General features: G+C 62.0%; 14 protein-coding genes and 2 pseudogenes. 14 read left to right on the top strand and 2 right to left on the bottom strand.

Annotated elements, in window-relative coordinates:
• The first annotated feature begins 93 nt into the window (after positions 1–93).
• Genes AC3CCE_RS13360 through AC3CCE_RS13380 form a run of 5 tightly spaced genes read left to right on the top strand, consistent with a single transcriptional unit; the run spans position 94 to position 4,817 of the window.
• Complete coding sequence (locus AC3CCE_RS13360; RefSeq protein WP_352519018.1) at positions 94–1,137, top strand: ABC transporter substrate-binding protein; 1,044 nt, start codon at positions 94–96, stop codon at positions 1,135–1,137.
• A gap of 36 nt (positions 1,138–1,173) precedes the next feature.
• On the top strand, positions 1,174–2,211 hold the full coding sequence (locus AC3CCE_RS13365; RefSeq protein ID WP_352519017.1) for an ABC transporter ATP-binding protein: 1,038 nt from the start codon (positions 1,174–1,176) through the stop codon (positions 2,209–2,211).
• Complete coding sequence (locus tag AC3CCE_RS13370) at positions 2,211–3,098, top strand: ABC transporter permease (protein WP_352519106.1); 888 nt, start codon at positions 2,211–2,213, stop codon at positions 3,096–3,098. The genes AC3CCE_RS13365 and AC3CCE_RS13370 overlap by 1 nt, the downstream gene beginning before the upstream one ends.
• Complete coding sequence (locus AC3CCE_RS13375; RefSeq protein WP_352519016.1) at positions 3,091–3,882, top strand: ABC transporter permease; 792 nt, start codon at positions 3,091–3,093, stop codon at positions 3,880–3,882. Before AC3CCE_RS13370 ends, AC3CCE_RS13375 begins: the two co-directional genes overlap by 8 nt.
• Positions 3,825–4,817 carry a phosphorylase family protein gene (locus tag AC3CCE_RS13380; RefSeq protein ID WP_352519015.1) on the top strand — a complete coding sequence of 331 codons (993 nt, stop codon included), beginning with the start codon at positions 3,825–3,827 and terminating at the stop codon, positions 4,815–4,817. The genes AC3CCE_RS13375 and AC3CCE_RS13380 overlap by 58 nt, the downstream gene beginning before the upstream one ends.
• 413 nt (positions 4,818–5,230) lie before the next feature.
• On the opposite strand, the gene betI is transcribed toward AC3CCE_RS13380, so the two are convergent.
• Positions 5,231–5,818: a choline-binding transcriptional repressor BetI gene (gene betI, locus AC3CCE_RS13385; RefSeq protein WP_023823660.1), complete on the bottom strand. Its 588-nt coding sequence runs from the start codon at positions 5,816–5,818 to the stop codon at positions 5,231–5,233.
• A 116-nt stretch (positions 5,819–5,934) separates the two neighbouring features.
• On the opposite strand from betI, the gene choX reads away from it, so the two are divergent.
• The 3 genes from choX to AC3CCE_RS13400 are packed head-to-tail and all read left to right on the top strand — an operon-like array spanning position 5,935 to position 8,061.
• Entirely contained in the window at positions 5,935–6,873 is a 939-nt protein-coding gene (gene choX, locus AC3CCE_RS13390) for a choline ABC transporter substrate-binding protein (protein WP_352519014.1), read from the top strand.
• Complete coding sequence (locus AC3CCE_RS13395) at positions 6,870–7,703, top strand: alpha/beta fold hydrolase (protein WP_352519013.1); 834 nt, start codon at positions 6,870–6,872, stop codon at positions 7,701–7,703. The genes choX and AC3CCE_RS13395 overlap by 4 nt, the downstream gene beginning before the upstream one ends.
• Positions 7,704–7,755: 52 nt before the next feature.
• Positions 7,756–8,061 (top strand): hypothetical protein, encoded by a 306-nt coding sequence (locus AC3CCE_RS13400; protein ID WP_352519110.1) that lies wholly within the window; start codon positions 7,756–7,758, stop codon positions 8,059–8,061.
• A gap of 224 nt (positions 8,062–8,285) precedes the next feature.
• On the opposite strand, the pseudogene AC3CCE_RS13405 reads toward AC3CCE_RS13400, so the two are convergent.
• Positions 8,286–8,519, bottom strand: a pseudogene (locus AC3CCE_RS13405) (heterodisulfide reductase-related iron-sulfur binding cluster); the annotation flags it as partial.
• 8 nt (positions 8,520–8,527) lie between these two features.
• Between AC3CCE_RS13405 and AC3CCE_RS13410 the strand changes: the two are divergent.
• The 6 genes and pseudogenes from AC3CCE_RS13410 to AC3CCE_RS13435 all read left to right on the top strand — a co-directional run.
• Positions 8,528–8,809, top strand: a pseudogene (locus tag AC3CCE_RS13410) (IS30 family transposase); the annotation flags it as partial.
• 251 nt (positions 8,810–9,060) lie between these two features.
• The gene (locus AC3CCE_RS13415) at positions 9,061–10,245 is read left to right on the top strand and encodes an ROK family protein (protein WP_488377147.1); all 1,185 of its coding nucleotides are present in this window, start codon (positions 9,061–9,063) and stop codon (positions 10,243–10,245) included.
• Positions 10,246–10,356: 111 nt separating this feature from the next.
• Positions 10,357–11,667 (top strand): ABC transporter substrate-binding protein, encoded by a 1,311-nt coding sequence (locus AC3CCE_RS13420; RefSeq protein WP_352519012.1) that lies wholly within the window; start codon positions 10,357–10,359, stop codon positions 11,665–11,667.
• A gap of 77 nt (positions 11,668–11,744) precedes the next feature.
• Complete coding sequence (locus AC3CCE_RS13425) at positions 11,745–12,665, top strand: carbohydrate ABC transporter permease (protein WP_352519011.1); 921 nt, start codon at positions 11,745–11,747, stop codon at positions 12,663–12,665.
• Entirely contained in the window at positions 12,665–13,567 is a 903-nt protein-coding gene (locus AC3CCE_RS13430) for a carbohydrate ABC transporter permease (protein ID WP_352519010.1), read from the top strand. The genes AC3CCE_RS13425 and AC3CCE_RS13430 overlap by 1 nt, the downstream gene beginning before the upstream one ends.
• 24 nt (positions 13,568–13,591) lie before the next feature.
• On the top strand, positions 13,592–15,733 hold the full coding sequence (locus AC3CCE_RS13435) for a beta-galactosidase (protein ID WP_352519009.1): 2,142 nt from the start codon (positions 13,592–13,594) through the stop codon (positions 15,731–15,733).
• Positions 15,734–16,067: the final 334 nt, after the last annotated feature.

Below are 16,067 nucleotides of genomic sequence, written 5' to 3' on the forward strand. Positions count from 1 at the left end.
TGACTCGCGGACAATCTTCGGCAATCGTAACGTTACGATTAACAAAGAAGCCAATCTTGTCGGCATTTTGATGAATCCGGAGGAGGAGAAACCATGTCCCGTTTACTAGGCATTTCCCTGGCAGCGATCGCCGTCTCAGTTGCTTTGCCCGCCTATGCCCAGACAGTCACCATCACCACCGCAGGCGGCGATTATGGCAATGCCATAAAGGAGGCCATGTGGGCCCCCGCCGCAAAAGAGCTCGGCTATGATGTCCGCGAGGAGACGCAAAGCGACGGCCTGGCAGCTCTCAAGATGCAGGTCACCTCAGGCGCAGTCTCGACTGACGTCATCCATCTCGGCTCGCCCGAAGGCGCGCAGGCGGCCGCACAGTCGCTGCTGGAGCCGCTCGATTACACGATCATCGATTCAAAATCCGTGCCGGCCGGCGCGAAGTCGGACTACTGCTATCCGTTCGACTCCTATGGCACTGTCATGTCGTGGAACACCAAGACCTATGGCGAGAATCCGCCAAAGACCTGGGCGGAGTTCTGGGATGTTGCCAAATTCCCGGGCCGTCGCGCCCTGCGCGCCAACGCGCAAGACTTGATCGAGATCGCGCTGCTCTCCGATGGCGTGGCGCCGGCCGACGTCTATTCCGTGCTCAGCACACCGGAAGGCCTGGCGCGCGCCATCAAGCGGCTCGAAGCGATCAAACCGACTGTTTCGGTGTGGTGGACTTCGGGAGCGCAGTCGGCACAGTTGCTGAAAGACGGCGAGGCGGACTTGCTCGTTACCTGGAACGGTCGGGCGCAGACCGTGAAAGCCGATGGCGGCACGGTTGATTACACGTTCAAGGGTTCCGTCATCGGCACGGACTGCCTTGCGGTGCCGAAGGGAGCGCCGAACAAGGATGCAGCCATGAAGCTCATCGCGGCGATGACGCAGCCCGCGCGCGTGGCCAAGCTGACCGACTTCATCGCCTACGGCCCGGTCAATCCTGCCGGCTATGAGGGGGGTCTTATCCCCAATGACCGGCTGAAGACCTTGGCGACCGCGCCTGAAAACGCAGGCACATCGGTGTTTTCGAATGCCGACTGGTGGCTCAAGAACGGCGAGGCCGCTCAAAAGGCCTTCGATGAAATGATGAACCGCTAAGTCTCGAATTCGTTAGCTCTAAAGCTGGAGCCCATCATGAAGTCGCTCCCGATCACCATCGACAGCGTGCGCAAGACCTATGGATCTTACGTCGCGCTGGACGATGTCTCGCTCGACATTCAGGCTGGCGAATTCCTCACGCTCTTGGGGCCGTCCGGATCGGGCAAGACCACGCTGCTCATGGCTTTGGCCGGATTTGTCCGGCCCGATTCCGGTAAACTTTTGTTGGACAATCGGGACATTACCCGCCTGGCCCCCAACAAGCGGGACATCGGCATAGTGTTCCAGAACTACGCCCTATTTCCCCACATGAACGTTCTCGCAAATGTCGAGTATCCGTTGGTGCTGCGCAAGACGCCGAAAGCCGAGGCCCGCCAGAGGGCACTCGACACTTTGGACCGCGTGAAGCTCGAAGGTTTGGCGGAGCGCAACATTGCCGCATTGTCCGGCGGCCAGCGCCAGCGGGTGGCGCTGGCGCGGGCGATCGTCTTCGAGCCGCGCGTGATGCTGATGGACGAGCCGTTGTCGGCGCTCGACAAGAATTTGCGCGAAACCATGCAGTACGAGATCCGGCGTCTGCACGATGATCTGGGGATCACCACGATTTATGTGACGCATGACCAGCGCGAAGCACTGATCATGTCAGACCGGGTCGCGGTGATGAATTCCGGCCGTATTCAGCAGATCGACACGCCACAGCGGATTTATGATCGTCCATCGACCCGCTTTGTCGCGGAGTTCATGGGTGAGGCCAACATTGTGGCCCCGGGCGCGGTGCGCAGAATGGACGGCGCCGATGAGTCACGCGAAGCTCTGATGATCCGCGCGGAAAGCCTCCATCTTGATACGGAACTCGTCGGGCGAGACGGGGTGGCGCTCGAAGGAATACTGAGCGCCAAGGCGTTTCGCGGCGAGAACTGGCTTCTGACGCTGGCGCTTGACGGTGGGCAAGAGGTTCTTGCCTGTATTCCGGCGGCGCTTGCCGGCGGCTGCGCCGAGCTCGCCGCCGGTCAGCGGGTGACCGTATATGCACCAGCAGCGAAGGTGCACGCCATACCGGGAGCGATAGCGTGATCGCCGCCGCTGTCGATCCTGCCCTCGCGGCAGATGCGCGAAGCGAGCGGCGGTTCTTCCTTGCGCTGTCGCTTCCGGCACTCTTCATCGTTGGACTGGCAGCGATACTGCCCATCCTCTGGATTATCCGGCAATCCTTCCTGACCACAGGAGGTCAGTATACCGTCGGCAACTACGAGAAGGTGCTTTCGAGCGGACTGACATGGTCGGCACTCGTCACAACCGTTGAGCTGTCCTTTGGGACGCTGGCGTTCTGCATTCTTCTCGGCACCCCCTTGGCGCTCGCTCTGGCCAGCGCCAGGCCAAGGGTGGCCAATTTGCTGATGGCCTTCGTCATGCTGCCATTGTGGACTTCCATTCTGGTGCGCACCTATGGCTGGCTCGTGCTGTTGCGGCGCGATGGCTTGATCAACGCGGCTTTGACCGGCTCAGGCCTGACAGCTGAGCCATTGCCGCTGGTCTACAACTTCACTGGAACGCTGATCGGCATGGTTCACTACATGCTGCCGCTCTTCCTGCTGCCCGTTTATGCGGCGATGCGCGATATCGATGCAAACCTCGTTCGCGCGTCGGCGAGCATGGGCGCCACGCTCGGACAAACGATCCGCACAGTCATTCTGCCGCTTTCGTCCGGCGGCATCTTCTCGGGTTCGATCATCGTCTTCATCTACACGATAGGTTTCTTCATCACGCCAGCGGTGCTTGGCGGCGGCAAGGTAAATCCTCTCTCCATCCGGATCGAGCGCACGCTGTCGACCTTTCAGGATTGGGGCTCGGCGAGCGTCCTGGGCATTCTGCTGCTCGTTCTCATGGCGCTGATTGGCGTCATGTTCCTGGCGGCGCAACGACTAATGGCGCGCAACAATGTCGGTACAGCCCATGCTTGAAGCCTATCCAGACAACAGGCCGGCCCGCATCCTCCTGTGGAGCTTTTGCGCACTCGTAATGGCGTTTTTGATGCTGCCGACGCTGGTGGTCGTCCCGCTCTCCTTTTCGGCGTCCAATCTTCTCGAGTTCCCACCGCGCGCATACTCGTTGCGCTGGTACGAGGCTTTCTTCGGCTCGGCGACATGGATGGCCGCACTCAGGACGAGCTTGGTCCTTGGCACATTGACCGCGATGGTCGCAGTGCCCCTGGGGCTGCTGGCCTGCATCTCGATAAATCGGCTCGGCGGAAAGGCTGCCACAACCATTCAGGGTATTCTGCTCACACCGTCCATCGTGCCGGGTATCCTGCTTGCGATCGGCCTCTTCTTTGTGCTGGCGGCGCAACGTCTGGTCGGAACGCTATTCGGCGTGCTTGTCGGGCATGTGGTGCTGGCCATTCCTGTCGCCTGCATTGTGTTGTTGCCCGCCCTGGCCCGCTTTGACTGGAACCAGGTTCAGGCGGCGCGCAGCCTCGGCGCAAACTGGGCGAGAGCCATTGGCGGAATAATTGTCCCGCAACTTCAGATCAGTCTGTTGTCGGCCACGTTGATGGCCTTCCTGACGTCGCTCGATGAGTCCGTCATCTCGATCTTCGTCGCCAGCGGTCAAAACAGCACGCTGCCGAAGCTCATGTTCCTGTCGCTGCGCGATCAGATCGATCCGACCATTGCGGCGATCTCGACATTATGGACCGTCATCGTCGTGGCCGTAGTCCTGATTGTGACCCTTCGCCAAAAATCCTGACCGAGACTGGAAACATGCCTACAAATCATCACGCAGCCGATGCTCCGGCGGGTCAATCAACGGACATACCTCAGGTAGCGTTGGCCATTATCACCGGCTCGGCAAACTGGGGGCTTGCCTTCCCGGAAGATGTCGAATTCGAGGGTGTGCGCACCTTGCAGCGCGACGTGAGTTTTGAAACGCCTTTCGGTCGCACCGACAACTGGAAGCTTCTAGAGTTCGATGCGTCGATTACCGCGGAAGGCAAGACCAAACGTGCCTTGTGCATGTATTCGCACGGCAATCCGCGCGACCATGTCGACCATTCCTGCCATCGCCGCGCGTTCTGGGTCTTGATGAACGCGGGTGTAAGGCAAGTGCTGTCCTGCTCGACCATCGGCGCCGTCAACAAGGCGATCCAGCCCGGTGACATGGTGGTCAACGCCGATATCATCGAACTGACGCAGACCCCGTTTTCGCTGCTTCCCGGTCGCCAGAGCTTCGACTGCTCGGGCAAGCAGATCGTATGTCCAAGATGTGCGGCGGTTCTGGTCGAAACCGCCCGCCGTCATTGGCCAGCCGAATGCCGTGTTCATGGCATCGAACAGCAATTGGTCGCTGGCCACTGCTATGGGCCGCGACTGACAAGCCCAGCCGAAGCGCTGGCGTTTCGAAGCATGGGAGCGGATGTGCTCAACCATTCGATTGCCCCTGAGGCGACGTTGTCGCGCGAGATCGGTGCATGCTTCGTACCTCTGGCATTCGTAACCGCCGGATTCAACGACTACATGGACCGCAATCGCCAGAAATTGCTGCGGGAGGACGTGTTGCCGAGCCTCTCCATGACAGCCTCGCGCGTCGCGCTGGAAACCGCCGCACGGCTTCCGGTCAATCCGGAATGCTCTTGCCAGGGCTTGAAGTCACCTCAACCGGAAGAACGGTCTACTCGGTTCTAACGCGCGGCGACGGAGCCGCTCGAGTCTAATTCCGTCGATTGGCTGCGTGGAGTGCCTCTGTGTGCAACGCAGCGCTGCACGACAGGCTGTCGCTATTGCTCTTGCCAGTCCGCAACTCGTTTCCCAGTGCGTCTCGACACAGTTGAAAGAGCTGGTTTCAGCGACGCTGGTGCACGCCGAGAGTGCCGGCAGTCTCCTCTATTGGCGTTGCTGCATTTCCTTAACGACGATATCTCCGTCCACCACGATCGGTTCGTCATCCAGGAAAAGACTGCAACCGCGTGCCGTCGGACCCACGGGTGACCAGCGCCCGCTTACCTTGGAGTCGCATCGCCATGCTCCCGCAATTGGGCGGTCAAGGGTACGACCTCGCCGGCTATGAACTTTATCCGACCGAGGCAAGGCCGACGGGCCTAGGCTGGCGCGGGGCAAAGCCGCCCCGCGACGAAATCCTTGACCTGGCGCACAGCCTGCTCGCGCGTGACGCTGCCCGGCTGCAGACCGAGCCTGAGCCATAGCCCGTCGATCAAAGCGGTGATGCCGACAACGATTTCGTCGGCCAGTTCCGGCGAAGCGAGGCCGCGCAGGCCGGACAAGAGGTTCGAGCGCATGCGCGCATGGATGACCTTCTGGATGCGCGCCAGCTGCTCGTCGCGGGGCACTTCGGCGCAGAGCGACAGCCAGGCATGGCAGAGCGGCGGCAGGAACAGATGCTCCTCGAAATTGCCCTCGATCACCGCGTCCAGCCGTTCCATCGGCGTGCGCGCCCGCTGCAGCCGGGCGACCACGGCGTGGCAGAGCACGGCGTTCGCCTCGCGCATGGCGTGCTCGAACAACTCCTGCTTGTTGCGGAAATAATGCAGCACGATGCCCTTGGAGGCGCCGGCCTGGGCCGCGACCTTTTCAAGCGTCGCACCGGCGATGCCTTCGCGCTCCAGAACGGCGAACGCCGCCTGGCGCAATTCCTTCCGGCGAATGTCGCTGAGACGCGTGAGCTTCACTGGGTCGACCCATCCATTGCGAATCCATGTTGACATCTTCGTCCGTTCAGATCAACAATTGACCAGCAGGACAATAAAGTGACCAATAGGTCAAAGTCGGAAAGAGGAGAACCGGAATGTTGCGCATGCTTGCGAATGGCGTCTGTGTCGCGGCCCTGACGCTGGCTTCCCAGGCGGCTCGGGCCGCCGAGGTCGAAAGCTGCAAAACGGTCCGCATGGCCGAGCCCGGCTGGAACGATCTCGCCTTCACCACCGGCGTGGCCGAGGTATTGCTTCAGGCGCTCGGCTACGAGCCGCAGAGCGAGGTGCTCGGCATCAACGTCATCTACGAGGGGATGAAGAACAAAGACCTCGACCTGTTCCTCGGCTACTGGGATCCGGCCATGGTCACCTATTACGAGCCCTACAAGAAGGACGGCTCCATCGAGAATGTGCGCGTCAATCTGGTCGGCGCCAAATACACCTTTGCCGTGCCGACCTATGTCTGGGACGCCGGCGTCAAGGACCTGTCGGACCTGCACAAATTCGCCGACAAGTTCGGCAAGAAGATGTACGGCATCGAGCCCGGATCCAATCAGCTGATGATGGACGCCATTGCCGATCCCAATTTCAGCCTCGACGGCTGGCAGGTGGTCGAATCGAGCGAGGCCGGCATGCTCTCGGAGGTCGGCTACGAGATCAAGGAGAAGCAGTTCATCGTCTTCCAGGGCTGGGCGCCGCACCCGATGAACACGATGTACGACTTCAAGTACCTGACTGGCGGTGACGAGTTCTTCGGTCCGAATTTCGGCGCCGCCACCGTGACCACGCAGGTTCGCAAGGGTTTTCTGCAGGAATGCCCGAATGTGGCGCAGTTCCTGAAAAACCTCGCCTTCGACATCGACATGGAAAATGTCGGCATGGGCTACCTCATTAACGACGGCATGAAGCCGGAGGACGGGGCTCTGAAGTCGATCGCCCTGCACAAGGATCGGCTCGATGCCTGGCTTGCCGGCGTCGCCACCTTCGATGGCAAACCCGGGCTTGCCGCGGTCAAGGAAAAGCTCGGACTGTGAGGCCGGCTTTGGAGCTGACGGATCAGGAAGCCGAACAGACGTCTTGGGCCGGACGTAAGCGCATCGTCGATGTCGGCAGTCTCGAGCTTACCTATGTCGAGATCGCCGGTTCGGAGCCGCCGTTGCTCTTGGTTCATGGCTTCACCGACACCAGCCGCAGTTTTTTGCTGCTGGCGCCGCATCTTACCGGGCGCCGGCTTATCATGCCGGACCTGCGTGGCCACGGCGGTTCGCAGGCGGGCGAGGGTTATCGCGCCGCCGATTTTGCCGAGGATATGGCCGGGCTGATCCAACGCCTGCGGCTCGGCCGGCCGATCGTTGTCGGCCATTCGCTGGGCGGCATGGTGTCGATCATGCTGGCCGCGCGTCGTCCGGAGCTGATCGGTGGGCTGGTGATCCTGGCCAGCACGCTGAAGCCCGATTTCGGATCGGATCATCAGCTGATCGACGGCGTCGCAGCCTTGCGCGACCCGATCTCGCCGTCCGATCCGTTCTACGACTGGTGGCATGCCTGTCGACCGGGCGTGCCGCGGGCTTTTCTCGCCGGCCTCGCGAAGGACGCGTCCGCGATCCCGGCTGCGCGCTGGCGCGCCATTCTCGAAGAAGTCCGCCGCACCGATCTGACCGCCGCGGCGCGGGCGGTGGAGGCCCCGACGCTGATCATCGCCGGCGGGCGCGATCCGCTTTTCGGCGCGGCGCACCAGCGCACGCTGACCGATGCACTCGTCGGATCGCGTCTGGTGTGGGCGCAGGATTGCGGCCACAACCCGCATTGGGAAGATCCAGCCTTTGTCGCCGACGCGATAACAGGCATGTTGCCGGCGCGATGATTATCTCAAGAGCGACCGCGCCCTAGGCGCCAGCTTTTTGGGACTGACAATCATGGTCGCGGGCAACCGCCATGCCGGCGAAGCGGCGGGGCGCGGCTTGATGACCGACATGGGCATCGTTCGCGCCACCCGGCACAAACGCCGGCTTGCCGGCCGCGCCCTTGCCCGCCCTGCTCTTCGGCATCCGGCTCCTGCACTGAAAAATCCGGGGCGGAATCGAGGGAGGGAGCGCGACGAGGCGCAGGCGAAGATGAAAAAAGCAGAGCTGGAAGAGCTGAAGGACAAGGTGCACTGCGCCGCGGTGCTCGAGCGCGCCGGATTCGCGCTCGACGTCAAGGAGAGCACGCGCGAGCGATGAAATTTCGGCGCGATGCGTTGGTTCGATCCGCTGTCGGACGGGAAGGGGGACGTCTTCCGCCTCATCGAACACCTCGAGGGGTGCATTTCGTACAGGCAATGAAAGACGTCGCCGGGCTCGTCGGATTCGTGTCCACCACGCGTGTGTGGGACCGACAATCTTCCGGCGAGCGAGAGCCTGATCTGTCGATTCCAGAACGCTGGCTGGGAGCGGACATGGTGGATGCAGCTCGCCGAAGGTCCAACGATATAATCGTAGCCGGCAAAATTGGCGACGAAGACCGCCTCGGCCCCTGCCGCATCCTTGTGCGCGCCGCTGTTGGCCATCGGCTGACCGCAGCAGGTCTGCTCTTCAGATAGTCCACGTCGAGACTCAGGCGCTCCAGCAATTCGAGCGTCGCAATGCCGTCCTGGATAAAACGCATCGATAAAGCACGGGACAAAGACAGCGCCTTTCATGGCAGCGCTGGGACCGAGGCAAAGAGCTTGCCGAGCACCAGCGATTGACACTGGCCACGGACGTCGAGGTCTACTTCTGCGATCCTCGATCACCCTGGCAGCGCGGCTCGAATGAAAACACTAACCGACTGCTGCGCCAATATCTGCCACGTGGCACCAACCTGTCCCTGCACAGCCAGGCAAAGCTCAGCGCCATCGCGCGGCAACTCAACGAACGCCCCAGAAAGACCTTGCTCTATCAGACCCTAGCGGAGCGATCGGTTGAACCCGCCGCCAAAAGCGGTCATTGATGTTGGGCGGACGAACTCGTAACCGATTGAAGCGACCGGCGTCAGTTATTTGCACAAGTAGCGCAGTGACTTCAGAGGGCTTGGGCGCCCGCCACGGAGCGCCGTAATCATCGAACGGGCTACCGCGGTAGCTTTCCCTGCCGAGCGACAACTGACGTTCGGCGTCATCAGAAAAAGGCGGACTCTGGCACGGTTCTGGTCTATGCCGACGCTCGTTGCCGGTCCGCCGGCCTTTTGCAACTGGTCCATGAATGAAGCGCCAGCCCACGACGTCGAGCCTGTTACGCCGACTCAATCGTTCGGCCGTGGTGGATTTGATCCGCACCCAAGGAGTGATTTCGCCATCGAGCCTCGCCGAGCGGCTGAACATCAGCCTGCCGACGGTGATGCGGGTGATCGAGGATCTGATTGCCGAGGATTTGGTTGCGTATGACGGGTTTGACGAGGCCAATGTCCGGGGCCGGCCGCGGGCGCGCATCAAGTTCCGCGGTGCGGCGCATGCGATCATTGGCATCGAGGCCGGCAAGGGCGAGTTCTACGGCGCCGTGGCCAATCTCGAAGGCGTCGTGCAGACAGAAATGCACGAGACCGCCGACGATGATGGCGAGCGCAATTTCGAAAAGCTGGTCGGCCTGATCCGCCGGCTTATGGCGGCCCCCCGCCCGCGCGGCCAGACTATTCGCGGCATCGGCATTGGCGTGCCCTCGATCGTCAGGCAGCCGGAGGGCGAAGTGGTGCTGACGCTCGGGCTCGGCTGGCGCGACATGCCGTTGCGGGCGCGGCTCAGCGAGCATATTCAGATACCTATCGTCGTCGAAAACGGGCGCAACCTCGCCGCCGTGGGCGAATGGGGATTCGGGGCCGGGCGTGGCGCCGACAGCGTCGTGAGCCTTTCGATCGGGCCCGGCGCGGGCGCGGGCGTCGTGATCGACGGCAAGCTTTATGGCGGGCATTCGCATGCGGCGGGCGAGCTCGGCTGGTATCTCGACGACCCCCTCCTTACCGGGCGGCCGTTCGAACATCTGGGCGACAAGCAATCGCTGCGCTTTTTCGGCATCCCCGAACAGGCGACCAAGATGCTCGAAGAGGCCAACACCCAGTATGCGGCGGGAAAGCTCACCCTGGCCGCCGTCACCGACCGGCAGGCGGACAAAATCGCGCCGGTTGTCACCGAGTTGCTGGACTATGCGACGATGGCGGTGGGCAGTGTTGCTGCCTTCATGAACCCCGAAATCATCGTACTGGCGGGCCGGGTCGTCGGCGGTGGTGATCTGGTGCTCGATGTGCTGCGACATCGCCTCAAGGGGAATGTGTACGACCCGCCGCGCCTCATGATAGGCGCGCTGGGGCACCGCGACATCGTGCTTGGAGCGGTGCGCCTTGTGCTCAATTCGACGACGCTCAACCCTGCTGACAGCCTGGTGATGGCCGACTGAAGATCAATCGATCGCGATTGACAGCGACTGTATGTCGGCATTAAGTTTCTGACTGAAAGAAAAACCGCGTCCTGCGTCGTGTGGGAGCGTATCTTTCGTGGGAGGACTTCAATGACGAAGATTTTCAATCCGCTTGGGCGGATGATGCAGCGTCGTGACTTCTTGAAAGTTGCAGGTGCGAGCGTTGCGGTAGCGGGTCTGCCTGCGGCAGTTAGCGGTGCCGAGCCCGTCAAGGTGCTTGTGTGGTCGTGGGTGCCGAATCTCCAGCTTGAGGTAAACATGTTCAACGCCGCGCATCCGGGCATCCAGATCGAACTCGTGAATCCCGGCCAGGGGGACCCGTTGTATAACGCGCTCCGCGCGGGCCTGCAGGCGGGCAGCGGCCTGCCGGACGTCGCCCAGATCGAATACCAGCACCTTGAGAGCTTCCGCCAGGTCGACGCCCTCGCAGACATCGGCCAGTACGCCAATGCCCATCGGGGCGAGTTCCCCGAAGGCCTATGGGCGCAGGTCGCCATGGGCGATGTGGTCAACGCCACGCCGCAGGATTACGGTCCGATGGCGATGCTCTATCGCAAGGACATCTTCGACAAGCATGGGATCACGCCGCCCACCACCTGGGCTGAGTTTGCCGATGCGGGCAAGAAGATCCATGCGGCCGATCCGAATGTGTTCATGACCGACGCGCCGTTCGGAGCCAACGCCGACTGGGTCTTGGGTCTGTTGTGGCCGATGGGGTGGAAGCCGGTCAGCCGCGATGGCGACAAGCTCGTGATCAGGATCAACGACAAGATTGCTAAGGACTTCGCCGCCTATTGGCAGGACCTTATCACCGCGGGTGTTATCGAGACCAAGCCGGGCTTCAACAATGAGTGGTACAGCGGCCTAGACTCGGGTCGCTATGCCACCTGGCTCGCTGCGGGCTGGGGTCCGCTGTTCCTGACCTCGGTCGCCAAGACCAGCGTGGGCAAGTGGCGTGCCGCCGATCTGCCGCAGTGGGACGCGAGCAAGTTCGTGACTGGCGCTTGGGGTGGCTCAGCGCTGGCCGTGATGAAAGCGACCCAGCATCTGCCCGAGGCCGCCGAAGTCGCGATCTGGCTGAATACGAATCCCGAAGCCACAAAGCTCTACACCACCAAGCAAAACTTCTTCCCCTGCACGAACGCGCTGCTGTCGAGCCCGGAATGGGCGAGCGCCAAGCCGGAATTCTTTGGCGGCCAGGAGGTGAACAAAGTGTTTGCCAAATCAGCGAGTGCCGTGGCGCCGTTTGAGTGGAGCCCGTTCCAGGGCTTCCTCTACCAGTCGATGTCCGATGAATTCGGCGCTTCGATCAGCGGCAACGGCACGCTGTCGGATGCGTTCGACCGTGTCCAGGATGCCGTGGTCACCTACGCGAAGGACCAAGGCTTCACCGTGGCCTAACTCCTCCCGGGCACCGGCCGGGCGCGCCTTGATCGGCGCGCCCGATCTCTTTATCTTGCAGGATGGGGACCAGGGCATTGTCGAACTCGCCAGCCGCAGCGACGCGCCCAGCGCGATCGGGCGGTTTTCCGTCACGAAAGCTGGCGCCCTATCTGTTCCTGGCGCCCTTCATGCTGCTGTTTATCGCCTTCATCGTCGCGCCGCTGGTCTATGCGTTCTACATGAGCCTCTACCGCGACACGCTGGTGGGCGGACGGCAGTTCGCGGGTGCAGCCAGCTACATCAAGGTCGCGGACGACGCCAAATTCTGGGGCGGCGTGTGGAACCTCGTTTCGTTCGGCATCGTGCAGGTGCCGATCATGCTGGTCCTGGCGTTGTTGTTCGCCATCGTGCTCGATCGTGGCCAGGTCTATGCCAAGGGCGTCTTCCGGCTCGGCTTCTTCCTACCCTATGCTGTGCCGAGCGTGATCGCGACGATCATCTGGGGTTATCTCTACGGCCCCACCTTCGGCCCGTTCACGCAGATTGCCAAGGCGTTCAACCTGCCGCCGCCGGACTTCCTATCGCCGGGCGCGATGATCTTCTCATTGGCCAATATCGTGACGTGGGAATATGTCGGCTACAATATGGTGATCTACTACGCCGCGCTGAAGGCGATCCCGTCGGACCTCGCCGAGGCCGCGCGGATGGACGGCGCCTCGCCCTGGCAATTTGCCCGGCTGATCCAGCTGCCGCTGCTGTGGCCGGCGATCCTGCTCACCATCATCTTTTCGATCAACGGCACACTGCAGCTGTTCAATGAGCCGTATTTGATGCGCGCGCTCGCCAGTAACACCATCAATTCGAGCTACACGCCGAACCTCTATGCCTATTCTCTGGCGACTAAGAACCAGCAGTATGGCTATGCGGCCGCCGTTTCGTTCGTGCTTGGCATCGTGATCGCCGGTGCCTCCTACATCTTCACCCTGATCGCCAACCGCCGTCGGTCGGAGCAATGATGACTGCGACCACCGACATCGCCACTTTCGAGGCTGCCAAGCGCCGGCCCGGCGAAAGGCGGCGCTCGCAAATCATGCTCACGCTGCTGCTGTCACTGTTTCTCCTCTACAGCTTCATGCCGCTGGCCTATCTGGTCCTGTCGGCAACGAAGACGAATGGCGACCTGTTCACCACGTTCGGCTTCGGCTTCGGCACGGAGTTCAACCTCTGGCGGAATCTGAGCGATCTTCTGGCGCGCGACAACGGCGTCTTCATGCGCTGGATGTTCAACAGCCTGCTCTATTCGAGCGTCGCCGGGCTCGGTGCCGCGATCTTGGCTACCGCGGCAGGCTATGCGTTAGCCAAATTCAAATTCGTCGGCCGCAATCTGCTGTTTGCGCTGGTCTTGGGCGCTGTGATGATCCCGCAGACGGCCCTCGTCGTGCCGACCTTCCTGCTGCTGGCGCTTTCGGGACTCAGCGACAACCCGCTGGGCGTGATCCTGCCCTCGATGATCTCGCCGATCGGCGTCTATCTGATGCGCGTCTATATCGAGCAGGGCGTCGACGACGAACTGCTCGACGCAGCGCGTCTCGATGGCGCCGGCGAGTTCGTGATCTTCCGCGCCATCGTGCTGCGGCTGGTGGCACCGGGCATGGTGACCGTGGCGCTGCTCTCATTCGTCGGGACCTGGAACAATTACTTCCTGCCGCTCATCGTGCTGCGCACGCCGGAATATCAGCCGATCACGGTGGGCCTTGCGACCTGGTATCAGCTCGCGCAGCAGGGCGGTGGCGGAGGACAGGTGCTGTTCTCGATCATCATCACCGGCGCTCTGGTCAGCATCATCCCGGTCATCGTGGTATTCCTGCTGCTGCAGCGGTTCTGGCAGGGCGGCCTCACCGCCGGCGCCATCAAGTAGACTATCGCCTGGAGTTTTCCGACTATGACGACTGCCTCGAAATCCGCGCCGCTCTCTGTCTGGCGGCCGATCGCGACCGACACTTTCCTCGTCGGTACCCCGCATTACCCGGAGCATGTCGATGAGAGCTATTGGCAGCGCGACGCCGACCGCATGGCAGCCGCGGGCTTCAACGCGGTGCGACTTGCGGAATTCGCCTGGCATATTATCGAGCCGCGTGAGGGGACGTTCGACTTCGTTTTGTTCGACCGCGCCATAGATGTGCTGGGCAAGGCTGGCATCAAGACCATCATGTGCACGCCGACGGCGACGCCGCCGCGCTGGCTGACGGCGCGTTATCCCGAAGTGTTGCGCGTCGATGCCAATGGCCGCGCCATGAGCCATGGCTCGCGCCAGCACAGCAATCTTGCGAGCGGAGTGTTCCGCGAGCATTCGAAGCGCATCACCAAAGCGATGGCCCAGCATTATCGCGGCAATTCGCACATCATCGGCTGGCAGACGGACAATGAGCTCAATACCTCTGGATCGCTGTCCTACGGTCAGGTGACGCTGGCCGAGTTCCAGGCCTTCCTCAAGGACAAGTACGAGACCATCGCCGCGCTCAACGATGCGTGGGGCGGGCATTTCTGGGCCACCGCCTACGACGATTTCGATCAAGTGGTGCTGCCCCTCGACTACGCGCCTGCCCCGGTCGGGCCGACCCATGTGGTCGACTATCACCGCTTCCTCGCCTTCGTCACGGCGCGGTTCCAGCACGATCAGGTGCTGATCCTGCGCGAGACCAATCCAGACTGGTTCGTCTTCCACAATCTGGGGCGGATCGACGACATCGACTTCCGCGGCGAGTTCTCGACCGATCTCGATTTTCTCGGCTTCGACATCTACCCGCATCTCGATGACGAGATGCAGCGGGTCGGCAGCGTCGGCGAGGTACAGGCGCTGCGTCTCGACATCTGCCGCGGCTTCACCGGCAACTTCATCGTGCCTGAGCAGCAATCGGGTTTCGGTGCGCAGCCGAACTTCTCGACGCTGACGCCCGAACCCGGCGAGATGCGCCGCATGGCCTATACGTCAGTAGCGCGCGGCGCCGATGGCGTGATGTTCTTCCGCTGGCGGCCGGCGCATTTCGGCGCCGAGATCTATTGGATGGGCATCATCGATCACGACGACATCCCGCGGCGGCGCTATGACGAGGCCAAGCAGTTTGCGGGCGAGGTCACGGCGCTCAAGGACAAGATCCTCGGCACGCATGTGCGCATGGATTTGGGCATCGCCGGATCAGATTTCGACAATCAAGAGATGCACCGCTCCTGCCCCATCGGCATGCCGAGCCCGCAGGACGATGCGACGCTGCTGCACCGCTATTGCTACCGCCACAACTTCGCCTGCGGCTTCATCCATCCCGAGGATGATCTCAGCAAGCTCAAGGCGCTCTACGTGCCGCATTGGCTGAAATGGACCGATGCGTGGACGGTGCGGATCGAGGCCTTCGCCAAGGCGGGTGGAACGGTAATCCTGGGCGGCCGCACCGGATCACGCGACGTTAACAACCACGTCATCCGCGACACCTCGCCGGGCAAGACGCTCTCGGCGCTGGCCGGGATCACGGTCGAGGAGTTCGGGTTGCTGACGCCGATCGGCGGCGAGGGCCTGTTCGAGCATGGCGGCCGCTTCGGCGCCAATACGGTGCGCAAGAAGCTGCCAGCGACGTCGGCGAGCCGCCAATACGAGCTCAAGATCGGGAATGCGCAGGTGACGGCGGCGCATCTTTATGAGCTGCTTAACGTCGCGCCCGGCACGGAGGTTATCGGCAGCTGGGCCAGCCGCTTCGCCGAGGGCCAGGCCGCGATAACTTCGCGCAAAGTCGGCAAGGGCAAGGTGATCTACCTCGGCACGTACCTCAGCGACGCTCTGGTCGAGGTGCTGGCCGATCAAGTGCTGGCGCCCGCCGGTATCGTGCCGCTCATCGCAGACATGCCGGCCGGCGTCGAAGCGACCATCCGCGAGAGCAAGGACCGCCACCTGCTGTTCATCCTCAACACGCTGGGCGAGCCGGCAAGCATCGGCAATGTCCCCGCGGGCAAGGATTTGCTCGGCGATGGCAAAGTACGCGGCGGTAGGCTGTCGCTCCCGGCCTATGGCTGCAGCATCATCGAACTCGACTAGGGATATTGGCGCGAGGCCTTGGGAAACGCTCAATATCGTCTGTCCCGGTGATCTAGATTGGGCAGCGATCTCCACTCTAAGGACGCGTGTCCGCTTTGGGCTAATCTAGGACTTTCGCACCGAAGTCTCACATGTCCGCCTGCGTGCTGGGGTACCCTAGCAGCGGACTGTTGCGGTCCGCCCCAAGGCTGCCGGTCAGGAGTGCGCCTAGTGGCCGTCATTCCTGTGCCCGTCCACTCCCCAAAAGCGGACATGTCATGCTCAATGCAACGGCAGCTTCGCGCCCCAAGGATATTCCCCAGTTGGCTAACGATAATGCAAGCTGCTCGTAAGT

This window comes from Mesorhizobium sp. P160187 (assembly GCF_057766425.1).